Below are 12872 nucleotides of genomic sequence, written 5' to 3'. Positions count from 1 at the left end.
GTTACAGATTTTGCTCCAGGGCGGTTCTCAACTCATTTTTATCCATCAGATTCTGCAGCTTCACTACGTTTTTCTGTCCATCCTCAAGACTCTCTACGATATCCTCAGAGCCAAGGAAAAGATCCGCCTGCTCGGTTTTGGCTGTCGTTAAATCGGTGTGGGAGACTTCCGCTTCTTTCCCCATGTCTTGAAGGGCTGATTTCACATTCATCTCCACGATCATACTGCTGCCTAGTCCATTTCCACATACGACTAATACTTTTTTCATTTGTTATTCCTCCTTGTGATTTTATACTTCAATAGTTTGATGAATCAGCTGAAGAATCTCTTCGTTGGACGCCGCCTGGATCATTTGGTCGACGGCCTGTTCATCCGAAAGCAGTTCGGTCAGCTGGGCCAGAGCTTTCAGATGGGTTTGGTTATCAATCGCTGCCAGAATGATGATCAGCTGGGCTTTATGCTTTTCCTTATCTGAAAAAGCAACGGGTTCGTCCAGCTTCAAAAGACTCATTCCAAGCTGTTCCACACCACTTTCAGGCCGGGCATGCGGGATGGCAATTCCCGGGGCGATGACGATGTAAGGTCCCAGTTCCTTCACATTTGTAATCATGGCCTCGACGTATTCAGGATGGATGGAAGCTCTGTTGATTAACGGCTGGGCAGCCGTACGGATGGCTTCCTGCCAATCCGGAGACTGGTCCTGAAGCTGGATTGTATCGTTGGTCAATAACTCGTTAAGCATCGGCTTTCTCAGCTCCTTTCTGTCGGTATGGAGACTGTCCAGCATCATCATGATCTCTTTTTGAAGCAGATCTTTCTGATGAATGGTCGCATACTTTTGAATCGTGTCCATCAATGCGGCCGGCAGGCTCCTGTCTGCGGGTTCTGTTTCGAATAGCTGGTTCATGCTTTGGATGACGCGTTCTTTTTCATAATTGTTTAAGATGGCCGGTACGTGGATGACAGGTATCTCGGATGCCTTCACATAATTGGTAGAGAAGACGATGTCGGCCTCGTGTCTGTTTTTTTGATACTCTCTTTTTGAAAGAATGGCGGTAATCCGCAGTCCGGCAATTAATTCTTCCAGCTGGGAGCGAAGCATGTTGGACGTGCCGATTCCGTTCTCACAGACGATGATTCCTCTGTATTTTGTTTCAACCGCTTTTTTCTCTTTGTTCAGCCATCCCCCGAAATGCAGGGTGATATAGGCCGTTTCTTCATCAGGCACCGGCTTGCCGATGAACAACTCCAAATGCTTGATGACGCGTTTGGTCAGGTGATAAAGGTCTGCATAGGTTTCCTGGATGGTTTGAGCCAGTTCATTGGTGACTTTGACGCCATACTTGATCCGGTAATAAGCAGGTTTGATATGGGACAGCAGGTTCTCCTCCAGCCCTCTGCGGTCATCAAAGACGACAAAAGAGTAGATTTGAAAATCCTCAATCATTTGATGGATGACCTGTCGCAGTCCGTCACTCTCCCGCTCTGAATATCGGCTGATGTCATTGTGCTGCACCTTGGAACTGAGCAGGTTCATCGTCAAAAAACAAATTTCATCTTCTGGAAAAGTCACGGGCCAGATCCTTTCCAGCTCCTGAGTAATAGCGGAAGCGGAACGGCAGGCATCCGTTTGTTTCAACACTTCCTTTTCTTCCGGCTGCAGCTGGACAAAACGGTTCATTTCCATCCGTTTGACCATCATTAACATCTGCAGGGCGAGCATGTCGGCCATTTCATCGGTAAATGTAGCCCCGAGCTGCTCCTCTACATTGAAAAGGAGCCGTTTGATCACCCGGCTGTTGTCCTCAGGCGGGACAAAAGAGGGAAGCGCCATATCCTGGATATTGTTTTGGACCGTCACCCATTCGGGGTGTGAGAAGGCATCAACAACCAGATTTAAAAGCATCAGCCTTTGCGCATCCTCCGCGCCGTCGACCTTGTAGCCGGTCCCTTTTTGGTAATGAAGCGTCAATCCAGCTTGTTCAAACTCCCGTTTGAGATCTGCAATCACTTTAGCGACCGTCCCTCTGCTCATGTGAGTCAGGTCCATGAATGTACTCATCGATACATGCTGCTGTAACAGAACGTTTGCTTTAATTAACAGGGTGCGTTCTTTTTTAGACAGCTGGTAATGCCAGCCTCCGACATCCATAACTGTGCTTTCCAGATGCTGCCTGGATGATTCAGGTAAGCACAGCCCCTTCCCATGTCTTGTTTCCAGCAGAGCCAGCTCCTGAGCAGATAACCAATCGTTGATCTGCTCCACATCGTAGTACACGGTGCGGGACGAGACGTTCATTTGGAAAGCGAGCTCTTGAACAGGGACAGGAGCGTTCGACTGATTCAAAATAGATAATAGGTGTGCACGCCTTTTATCTAAAACCATGGAGGCTCCTCCTTTGCCAATCTTCCATTCTATATTTCTGCAAGATTGTACGTTGTTCTTGTGATGATCATCTTATGTTATGAGTATAGACTTTAATTAACGGTTATGTAAGGGGTTTCAATGTTCAGAGTTTGTAAGAGTTAAATTTGCAAAAATGAACGCTTGGAACATTTCTGCGTGGTTTCTGCGGCAATCAATCTGCCTGATGGAGAAAGGAGGGATTTTTTCCATTCTCCTGCATATAGTGGTATAAGCTTTGTAATGGAGGAATGGAAACGTGAGAAAGTGGCTGGGGTACATCCTTGTTATTCTATTATTAGCCGGTTGTGGGGCAGGTGCTTCACAGCGTGCCATTCAGGATCTGACATCCACGATGGAAAATGAACTTCATATCGTTTACTTCTATGAACAGGAACGTCCGTCCGAGCAGATGGAGGCCCAGCTGACAGGGATGAAAGTGTTCCTGGCGAGAAAAAACATCCCGTCTTCCATCAGCTACAGGAAGATCGATGGGGAGAAAAACTATGAAGAACTATTGGGAGTCAAAGACGGACAGATCCTCGTATTCGATTATAAGGGCATCCGTTTTAACGCCCGTAATATACACGTACTGGAAGGCATGATTCTGCAGCTTTCCAACCCATAAAGGAGACGGAGGCGGCTGTCAGTCTCCGTTTTTTATTTTTTCTGTCTTTTTCCAAATTTAGAAAAAACTCTTCCACGAGTCCCGTGGATATGCTACCTTATACATAACAGAATATTGGAAGCGTTACCATTAAAGGTGAATCAGCTTGCACACTCCTGCGCAGCCAGGAGCCAGTGATGGAGGAGGATGAATCATGATCGATGTATCGACCTGTCAAAAGACGACGTTCAAAGGACTGAAGGCAGTAGTACTGGAAAATGAATATGTGCGCTCTGTCATCCTTCCTGACTACGGAGGAAAGATGGTCAGTTTCTATGATAAGTCCATTCAATATGAGTGGCTGTATCAGGCGCGTGAAAAGTCACTCCGGGTGCCGCCGTACGGGGCGGATTTTTCGGAGTATGATTCCAGCGGATTTGATGAAATGTTCCCCGGCATCGATCAAGGTCCGCATCCTGTAAACTGGGACGAAATTCCCGATCACGGGGAAGTATGGACGATGCCATGGACATGGAAGGCCACCTGCGATGGTATGGAGTTGACGGTGGAAAGTGACCGTTTTCCCTATCGATTGATGAAGCGGATCAAGCTTGGAAAAAACGATGTGGAAATCACCTATAAGGCAGTCAATAAGGGATCGGTTCCATTTCCTTTTATATGGACGCCTCATGCGCTTTTGAACTATAACGATCAGACGGAGATCCAGGTACCTGAAGCGATGAAGGAAGTGATGAGTGTGGAAGCTTCTTCTACTCATTTAGGTGGATGGGGCACGGTACACACCTATCCGGTAACATCATCTGTTTCAACGGGTGAATCTCTCAACCTGGCAGAGCTGGAACCGTCAGAAGAAGGGACGGCCGAAAAGTTTTACTTCACGCAGCCCCTCAGTGAAGGCTGGTGCGCACTTGTCCAGCCGGACCTTGACAGAAAGCTGACGTATCATTTCCCTAAAGAAAAAGTCCCTTACCTCGGCATCTGGAAAACGCGCGGTGGTTACAGAGGCGAGCATAATATCGCACTTGAGCCGTGCACAGGTGTCTATGATGATGTGTATGTAGCAGACAAAATCGGCAGAGCTTCCTACATCCCTGCCAACGGGGCCTACACATGGAAATTCAAGATGGAAACAGGCAGTAGTCTATAAAAGAACCAGACCTTGATCATTTCTGAAAGTTTTAGAGCGTTGGAAAGGAAGATCTTCTGTTAAGCAGAAGATCTTCCTCAGCTTGTAGAGAAACCCCTGTTTCTTTACAAGCTTTTTTTCTTTTTTACCGCCAGGAGCGTAAGCCCCTTCCCTTTCCGCGGACGAGCGCCCGAGCTTCCTCGCAAAACCCACACTCGGCGATCTCGGCCCACTCGTTCTTCCGCAGGAGTGGAAGGGGCACCGCTCCTTGGGAATTCTTTAAAATCGACAAAGACTGTCCTTCACCCAGCTCACCCTTGCTGGATGGAGGACAGTCTTTTTCATATTCCGGCAGGCAGCCATCATCAACGCCTGTTCTTTCCCTTTTTCTTTTCCGAGCAAGCGTCAACAACGCAGCCCGGACCGTTCTTTTGAGTCTGCGAACCTGCTTAGTGCACAAGCTCTCTCCTCTATATTCTAACGTCGGCACGAGGAGCGTTCGGTGGTGAGGCCGTGCCCGCGGCATTCATCCACCGATAAGCGGAACGTGACCACCCACATGTCATGACAGTAACTCAATGAGATCATACGTACTTTTGATTGGAACTCCGATTATTCGTCGGAGTTTTTCTTGTGAAAACGAACGTTTCAAAAGCAAAAAAGTGCAGGTCTGCAGCGGTTTTTTGGGAATTCATGGTGAAGAGGCAGGAAGGTCAAGGCTTCTACTCCCATGGAAAAGGAATAGAAACTCTCCTATTGTAAGCAAAAAAAGACAGAAAACGGCAGAATTTTTACCATTGAAACGCTTTCAGGAAGACCGCTAATATAGGACATACATAAAAAAGCGCATACATATTCTTGGTTCCGCTTACACAAAGGAGAGGCATCTATGAATGCATTTACAGTCGTATCATTCTTATTTTTTACAGGTTTCGTTGCTCTCGTAGCCTGGTGGTTTACTAGAAAGGAAAAACTAGATACACAGGACGGCTATTTCCTCGGAGGTCGTAACTTGAGTGCCTGGGTCATTGCCGGTTCCTTGATGCTGACGAACTTATCCACCGAGCAGCTGGTCGGCCTGAACGCCCAGGGCTATTCCGATACCATTGCCGTCATGGGCTGGGAAGTCGGATCTGCGATCGCGTTGGTTATTGTGGCTTTCTTCCTGCTGCCACGATATATGAAAGGCGGCATCACGACGATTCCTGATTTCCTGGAGGATCGTTATGATTTTAATACAAAACAGATTGTGACCGTTCTTTTCTTATTCGGATATGTCTTCAACCTGCTTCCTCCGATTCTTTATTCCGGTGCTGTAGCCATCAACGGTTTGTTTGATATCCCTGGGGCACTCGGAGTGAGTCGTACCGTCGGCATATGGATTTCTGTCTTTGCTATCGGAATTGTCGGCTCCATCTATGCTGTTTTTGGAGGATTGAAAGCGGTTGCCGTATCCGACACGATCAATGGCGTCGGTCTTTTGATCGGTGGATTGATGATTCCTGTACTTGGTCTGTTTGCTCTTGGAGACGGCTCGATGACAAACGGGATCCAGACGATTGTTCAGGATTCCCCGGAAAAACTGAATTCCGTCGGCGGTCCGGATAGCCCGGTACCATTTGGAACGATGTTTACAGGAATGCTGCTTGTGAACCTGTTTTACTGGGGGACGGCGCAGCACATTATGCAGCGGGCGATTGCTGCGAAAAACTTAAAAGAAGGGCAGAAGGGTGTCCTGATCGCGGCATTTCTGAAGCTGCTTGGACCGGTTTTCCTGATCGTTCCTGGAATCATCGCCTTCAATATGTTCGGACCGGGTCTTGAACCGACAGATGCCTATCCGCGTCTTGTTGCAGAAGTGCTGCCGGCACCACTTGTCGGATTCTTTGCCGCTGTCTTGTTCGGAGCGATTTTATCCTCCTTCAACTCAGCCTTGAACTCTTCGGTGACCTTGATTGCCCTGAACATTTACAAGCCGTATTTCAATCCGGAGGCCCCGGATAAGGTGGTCGTGAGAAAAGGGAAATTTGTCGGTATTCTTCTTGCTGTATTCGCTATGTGTATCGCCCCGCTTATCGATAAGGTGCCGCAGGGATTCTTCCAGTACCTGCAGATCGTCAACGGGTTTTATAACGTCCCGATTTTCACGATTCTTATTGTCGGCTATTTAACGAAACGCGTGCCGTCCATCGCGGCGAAAATCTCATTGTTTGTGTTCATATCGATCTACGCAACAACCCAGCTCTTCTGGGATACCGGTCTTCACTTCCTGCACATTCTCGGCATCTTGTTCGTCCTTTGTACCGGATTGATGCTTCTGATCGGGAAGCTGCGTCCAAGGGATACAGACTTTGTCCTGGAGGAAAAGGCGAAAGTGGATATGACGCCATGGAAACTCGTCTATCCTGTTGGTCTTGCCGCCACGGCTGCCATGGTCGTGATCTATCTGCTTCTTTCCCCGATCGGCATCCTGTCCTGACTGATGTTCCTGCCTTCTTTTTGATATAATGAGAGTATTGTCAAAAGAAGTGAAAGGCGGGAAAAGAATGGGAAAAGCCAGTCAGCCGATTGAGTCCTTTTATCATAAAGTGTACGAAAACCTGGATGCGCTCCATGAAGAAGCGCAGACCCTTCAACAGAAAGAAGTCGGCGGTGATCTAGTGGATGACGAAAAGCTGGAGCGGACGGAATTTGCTCTGCAGCTCGCCAAGGATGTACTGGAAAACTTCGTCGATGATGGCAAGAGCATGACCATCAACTACGATAAACGCGCAGTCACCATTGAAGTGCCAAAACGCTGAAAAAAGAGCTTGTAGAGAAACTCCGTGTTTCTCTACAAGCTCTTTTTATGTGTTCAGGATGTCCTGCCATTTCCTTTCCCCGTAAATGTCCATCTTTCTCTGGAATCTGCACGAAGGAGACGTGACAGGTTGTTACTTCTCAGGGCAGGAATGCTTCTGCTTCAGTTGGCTTTTCCTTCACTCAGCTACCTTTACGTCTTTAAGAACATCATTTGGTGAGATCACGAGGAGCGTTCGGTGGTGACGCCTGCGGGAACAGCGCGAGCCGAAGATCCACTTGGACAGGTGGTTTTTCTGTCCAAGTTAGCTGAGGCCGTGCCCGCGGCAAGCATCCACCGATAAGCGGAGCGTGACCGTAAACACTATCTATGAGCAGTCTTTTATGCTGTCTGATTTTACGGTTACAAATGTTTATGAGATTCGCGGAATCGGCCGGGGGTGATGCCGGCCTGCTTTTTAAACACCTTTGTAAAATAATTGGCGTTTTTGTAGCCGGCAAGGACAGCAATTTCCTCAGCTGAATATTTCGTATTCGCCAGCAGCTCCTTCGCTTTATTGATCCGGATCGATGTTAAGTACTGAATAGGTGTCTGGCCGGTGGCCGCCTTGAACTGCCTCGTGAAATGATAGCGCGACATGCCCGAGGCCTCCGCCATGTCATCCGGACTGATTTCCTCGGTATAGTGGTTTTTAGCATACATACTGGCGGCGATGATCGCATCCGGCCACTGGACGAGCCCCTTTTCCAAGGTGGAGCAGTAATGAAACAGCTCCATCGTGAACTGATAGGCGTACCCGGAAGCCTGATGGGCATTGGCGATTTCCTTATTGGCTGCCGATGTAAGCAGCTGATGAACATAGGAAACCGGCGGCGCATCGGGCGGCATATGCAGTATAGCGCCGACATTCTCCTGTATCTGGTTCCAGTAGGATTCCACCACATTTCCGTACAGCGTCAAAAACATGAATTCCCATTTATCGCTGTGATCGGGGAGATAATAGCGGTAATCCCCGGGGATGTTAACGATAAACGCCTGTCCGGGCGTCAATTCATAAGTCGTTCCTTCAATATCGATGGCTCCTTTTCCAGCGGTCGTATATTGGAAAATGTACTTCCCGCGGTCGCGGCGGTTCGTTCCATCCCAGTCGTACAGCGTCGTCTTCTGTTCGTCCCAGCCGAGCGACCAGATTTGTGCGATCTGCTGCAGTTCCGGGTCGGAAAACCGGTAGCCATAGGAGCCGTATGTTAAAGAAGAAGGGGTCAAAGCAATTCTCCTTTCATGAAAAAGCAAATTTAAGCAGATTGTTCTCATGATCGATTTTCGTTATTCCCTTCATATCATAACAGCTAACCTTCCCTGGAGGAATATCGATGAGCAAAAATGTGCAGAATACATCGTTTTATTTACCATTGATAGAACGGGGGTTCATTTTTACAATAAAGCTAACAAGCACTTGGAAGCGTTTGCGGAAAAGATACGAGGAGGGAACCACTTGGCGATACACATCAAGGAAGACAGCCGTCAGTTTCACTTACAGGGAAAAAATATCAGTTACATCCTGCACATTTTAAAAAATGGTCAAATCGGCCATCTCTATTACGGAAAGAAAATACGGGACAGGGAGGACTTCCGTCATCTGTCCAAAAAGGAATTCCGCGTCACCTCTTCCTACGTCTATGAGGACGATCCATCATTTTCACTGGATATGATTCCTCAGGACTATCCGGGATATGGGACATCGGATTACCGGGAGCCGGCTTTTCATATCCGGCAGCCGGATGGGTCGAGGATATCGAATTTCGTCTATCAGTCCCACAGCGTCCATCCGGGCAAGCCTTCCCTTGAGGGACTTCCGGCCACTTATGTCGAGGATGAGAGAGAGGCGGAAACCCTGACGATCACCCTCGTGGATGACTATACAGATATGAAGCTTGACCTGTTGTATACGGTCTATCATGACAAAGATGTGGTCGTCCGGTCGGCACGGTTTACGAACGAAGGGACACAAGCGCACCAGCTGGACAGAGCGTTGAGTGCTTCCATGGATTTTCCGGACAGTGATTTTGAATGGATCCAGCTTTCCGGTGGATGGTCAAGAGAACGCCACATCCATACCCATCCGCTTCATGCGGGGATCCAGAAAATCCAGAGCACGCGCGGTACAAGCAGTGCCCAGCACAACCCTTTCATCGCAGTCCAGCGGCCGGGGACCACGGAGCACACCGGGGATGTGTACGGCTTCAGTCTCGTTTACAGTGGTAACTTTCTAGGGCAGATCGAAGTCGATCAATATGAGCGGGCCCGTGTCAGTATGGGCATCAGTCCCTTTGATTTCAGCTGGAAACTGGAGCCCGGCGGATCCTTCCAGACTCCTGAACTCGTATCGGCCTTTTCATCCGATGGACGTAATGGCTTGAGCCATACGTATCACGAGTTATATCAGAAGAGACTTGCGCGGGGGCGCTGGAGGGACAAGGAGCGTCCCGTACTTATCAATAACTGGGAGGCGACGTATTTTGATTTCGATGAAGCGAAGCTTCAGTCGATTGCAGAACAGTCCAGCCGCCTTGGGGTCGAGCTGTTCGTCCTCGATGACGGCTGGTTCGGCAGAAGGAACGATGATACAACGTCTCTTGGCGATTGGTTCGTAGATGAATCGAAGCTGCCGAACGGATTGAAACCGCTCGTGGATAAAGTGAATGATACAGGGATGGCTTTCGGCCTTTGGTTTGAGCCGGAGATGGTATCCAGACAAAGTGAGCTGTATGAAGCGCATCCGGACTGGATCATCCAGGCAGCCGGAAGACACCCTTCGACGGGAAGGCATCAGCTCGTGCTCGATTTTTCCAATCCGGAAGTCGTCGACTATATTTATGAGCGCATGAAAGCCATTTTATCCAGCAGCAATATCGAATATGTGAAATGGGATATGAATCGTTATATGACAGAAATCGGCTCCGCCCGGCTGGCCTCTGATCAGCAGATGGAAGTCCCCCACAGGTACATCCTCGGGGTCTATGACTTATATGAGCGTCTCACCACGGCGTTTCCGCACATTCTGTTTGAATCGTGTGCCAGCGGCGGGGCGAGATTTGATCCGGGTATGCTTTATTACGCGCCGCAGGGATGGACGAGTGATGACACCGACGCGGTCGAGCGTCTGGCGATTCAATACGGCACGTCCATGGTGTATCCACTAAGCAGTATGGGCGCCCATATTTCGGCGGTCCCGAACCATCAGGTGAAACGGGTGACAAGTTTGAAAACACGCGGCGATGTCGCCTTTTTCGGAGCGTTCGGATATGAACTGGATGTGACGAAAATGAACGAAGAAGAAAAAGAACGGATGAGTGAACAGATCGCTTTCTATAAAAAGCACCGCGCTTTATTCCAGTTCGGTACCTTTTACCGGCTGCAGAGCCCGTTTGAAAAAGGCGGGAATGAAACGTCATGGATGGTCGTATCCGAAGACGGACGGCAGGCGGTCGCTGCCAGCTATCAAGTGCTGGCCCGTCCCAACCCGGGCTTCCCCCGCCTCAAGCTTACGGGGCTGGACCCGGAAACGGAATACAGGATTGAAGGTCTGGAACGCACGTATTATGGGGACGAACTGATGCACGCCGGTCTGCAGCTGGAAAGCGGCTACGACGGCTCACAGACAGGCGGGCTGGAGGAGTCCGGGGACTTTTCCTCCCAGCTGTTTGTCCTGACAGCGGTAACGAATTCTACGACAATGGATGAGGTGGAAAAATGAAACAGGTAATCGAAGCATTTTATGAGCAGTTTGGAAGCGGAGGAGAGATTCAGTCCTTTTTTGCTCCAGGAAGAGTAAACTTGATCGGCGAGCACACCGATTATAACGGAGGGCACGTCTTTCCATGCGCGCTGAGCGTCGGCACCTATGCAGCAGCCAGAAAGCGCAGCGATGCAAAATTGAGACTGTATTCGATGAATTTTCCTGAACTTGGTATGATAGAAGCGGACCTGTCTGCGCTCGTTTACGAAAAAGAGCAGGAGTGGGCCAATTACCCTAAAGGGGTAGCGGCTAAAATCAGGGAGGCGGGATATCCACTCTCTGAAGGAGCGGATATCGTCTATTACGGAAATATTCCGAACGGTGCCGGTCTTTCTTCGTCGGCCTCCATTGAGCTCGTCACAGGCGTCGTGCTCGATGCATTTGCAGGGCTGTCCATTGACCGGGTGGAGCTTGTGAAGCTCGCCCAGGCCGCAGAAAACGAGTTTGTCGGAGTGAACTGCGGGATTATGGATCAGTTTGCCATCGGTAAAGGGGAGAAGGATCATGCCCTGCTGTTAAACTGCCAGACGCTGGAGTATCAGAAAACACCGATTCACCTGGAAGAGGAAACGCTCGTCATTGCGAATACGAATAAGCGCAGAGGACTGGCGGATTCGAAGTACAATGAGCGCCGCCGCGAATGTGAAGAAGCGTTGGGGCAGCTGAAGACCGAACTGGAAGCCGACTTTCTCGGCGATATATCTGTAGAAGATTTCGAGGCGCACAAACACGTGATTGATGATCCAGTCACACGCCAGCGCGCCAGACACGTCATTTATGAAAATGCGCGTACGATTGAAGCGGTGGAAAAGCTGAATGCCGGAGATATCAACGGTTTCGGCCGGCTGATGAATGAATCACACCGCTCCCTGCGGGATGATTACGAAGTAACGGGACATGAATTGGATGCTTTAGTGGAAGCGGCCTGGGAAGAAGGAGCGATCGGTTCACGGATGACCGGTGCCGGCTTCGGAGGCTGTACCATCAGCATTGTGCCTAAAGCGGATATTGAAACCTTTAAGGAAAACGTAGGAGAACAGTATTATAAGCAAACCGGCCTTGAAGCGGACTTCTACGTGGTGGAAATCGGCGACGGGGCGAAACGGTTGGAGGAGGAAGAGTGATGACTGTATTAGTATGTGGAGGCGCCGGATATATCGGCAGCCACGCTGTGGCCCAGCTGCTGGACCGAGGAGAAAAGGTAATTATTGCAGACAATCTGCAGAAAGGCCATGAACAGGCCGTTTTGGAAGGGGCTGTTTTATATAACGGGGACTTGCGGGATGAAGCCTTCATGAACCGGGTGTTCGAGGAGAATGATATTGATTCGGTCATTCACTTTGCAGCGGATTCCCTTGTAGGGGAAAGCGTCGAGGAGCCGCTGAAATATTACGACAATAACGTATATGGAGCGGTCTGCCTGTTGAAGGCGATGGCTGCGCATAACGTGAAACGGATCGTCTTTTCTTCCACGGCTGCCGTTTACGGGGAACCGGACCAGGTTCCGATTCAGGAGGATGACCGTACGTTCCCGACCAATCCATACGGCGAAACGAAGCTTGCCATTGAAAAGATGCTCAAATGGGCTGAACAGGCGCACGGGATCAAGCACGTGGTGCTCCGCTACTTTAACGTAGCCGGCGCTGACCCGGACGGACGCATCGGGGAAGACCATCGTCCTGAGACCCACCTCATTCCGATTGTGCTGCAGGTGGCGCAGGAGAAACGCGAAAAGATTATGATTTTCGGTGATGATTATCCGACCGCAGATGGTACCTGCATCCGTGACTATATCCATGTGACGGACCTTGTGGAAGCCCACCTGCTCGCGATCGATAAGTTGAAACGTACAGAAGAAAGCGGCATATACAACCTGGGGAACGGTCAGGGCTTCAGTGTCAAGGAAGTCATTGATACCGCCCGCCGTGTGACCGGCCGGGATATTCCTGCCGAAGTGGCTCCGCGCCGTGCTGGAGATCCGGCTCAACTCGTCGCATCCTCCGGCAAAGCGATGGAGGAGCTCGGCTGGTCCCCGCAGTATGCCGAACTGGAAACAATGATTCAAACCGCATGGGATTGGTTCCAAAACCACCCGGACGGTTACAACCACTAAAA

Annotated in this window: 10 protein-coding genes; 7 read left to right on the top strand and 3 right to left on the bottom strand. The window is 49.7% G+C overall.

What is annotated here, in order from left to right; translation table 11 throughout:
* Nucleotide 1: 1 nt before the first annotated feature.
* Both GLV97_RS01595 and GLV97_RS01590 read right to left on the bottom strand, forming a co-directional pair.
* Nucleotides 2-268 carry a PTS sugar transporter subunit IIB gene (locus GLV97_RS01595; protein WP_160836651.1) on the bottom strand — a complete coding sequence of 89 codons (267 nt, stop codon included), beginning with the start codon at nucleotides 266-268 and terminating at the stop codon, nucleotides 2-4.
* A gap of 21 nt (nucleotides 269-289) precedes the next feature.
* On the bottom strand, nucleotides 290-2386 hold the full coding sequence (locus tag GLV97_RS01590) for a BglG family transcription antiterminator (RefSeq protein ID WP_160888839.1): 2097 nt from the start codon (nucleotides 2384-2386) through the stop codon (nucleotides 290-292).
* Between the two features lie 277 nt (nucleotides 2387-2663).
* Here GLV97_RS01590 and GLV97_RS01585 point away from each other — a divergent pair, with 277 nt between their 5' ends.
* The 4 genes from GLV97_RS01585 to GLV97_RS01570 all read left to right on the top strand — a co-directional run bounded on the left by GLV97_RS01585 (nucleotide 2664) and on the right by GLV97_RS01570 (nucleotide 6959).
* Complete coding sequence (locus tag GLV97_RS01585; protein WP_160836647.1) at nucleotides 2664-3032, top strand: hypothetical protein; 369 nt, start codon at nucleotides 2664-2666, stop codon at nucleotides 3030-3032.
* Nucleotides 3033-3225: 193 nt separating this feature from the next.
* Nucleotides 3226-4179 carry a DUF5107 domain-containing protein gene (locus GLV97_RS01580; protein ID WP_160888838.1) on the top strand — a complete coding sequence of 318 codons (954 nt, stop codon included), beginning with the start codon at nucleotides 3226-3228 and terminating at the stop codon, nucleotides 4177-4179.
* An 868-nt stretch (nucleotides 4180-5047) separates the two neighbouring features.
* Entirely contained in the window at nucleotides 5048-6637 is a 1590-nt protein-coding gene (locus GLV97_RS01575; protein ID WP_160888837.1) for a solute:sodium symporter family transporter, read from the top strand.
* Between the two features lie 67 nt (nucleotides 6638-6704).
* Nucleotides 6705-6959: a hypothetical protein gene (locus tag GLV97_RS01570; RefSeq protein WP_160888836.1), complete on the top strand. Its 255-nt coding sequence runs from the start codon at nucleotides 6705-6707 to the stop codon at nucleotides 6957-6959.
* Nucleotides 6960-7360: 401 nt separating this feature from the next.
* On the opposite strand, the gene GLV97_RS01565 is transcribed toward GLV97_RS01570, so the two are convergent.
* Nucleotides 7361-8224 carry an AraC family transcriptional regulator gene (locus GLV97_RS01565; RefSeq protein ID WP_202409687.1) on the bottom strand — a complete coding sequence of 288 codons (864 nt, stop codon included), beginning with the start codon at nucleotides 8222-8224 and terminating at the stop codon, nucleotides 7361-7363.
* A gap of 229 nt (nucleotides 8225-8453) precedes the next feature.
* On the opposite strand from GLV97_RS01565, the gene GLV97_RS01560 reads away from it, so the two are divergent.
* From GLV97_RS01560 to galE, 3 genes are read left to right on the top strand one after another with little or no spacing between them, the layout of a single operon-like run.
* On the top strand, nucleotides 8454-10715 hold the full coding sequence (locus GLV97_RS01560; protein WP_237418542.1) for an alpha-galactosidase: 2262 nt from the start codon (nucleotides 8454-8456) through the stop codon (nucleotides 10713-10715).
* Nucleotides 10712-11881, top strand: coding sequence for a galactokinase (locus GLV97_RS01555; protein WP_160836635.1), 1170 nt, complete (start codon nucleotides 10712-10714; stop codon nucleotides 11879-11881). The genes GLV97_RS01560 and GLV97_RS01555 overlap by 4 nt, the downstream gene beginning before the upstream one ends.
* The gene (galE, locus tag GLV97_RS01550; protein WP_160888834.1) at nucleotides 11881-12870 is read left to right on the top strand and encodes a UDP-glucose 4-epimerase GalE; all 990 of its coding nucleotides are present in this window, start codon (nucleotides 11881-11883) and stop codon (nucleotides 12868-12870) included. The genes GLV97_RS01555 and galE overlap by 1 nt, the downstream gene beginning before the upstream one ends.
* Nucleotides 12871-12872: the final 2 nt, after the last annotated feature.

Origin of the sequence: Halobacillus litoralis (genome assembly GCF_009856355.1) — a bacterium.
Taxonomy (GTDB): Bacteria; Bacillota; Bacilli; order Bacillales; family Halobacillaceae; genus Halobacillus; species Halobacillus litoralis_B.
This window is presented reverse-complemented; position numbering and strand designations above follow the sequence as displayed.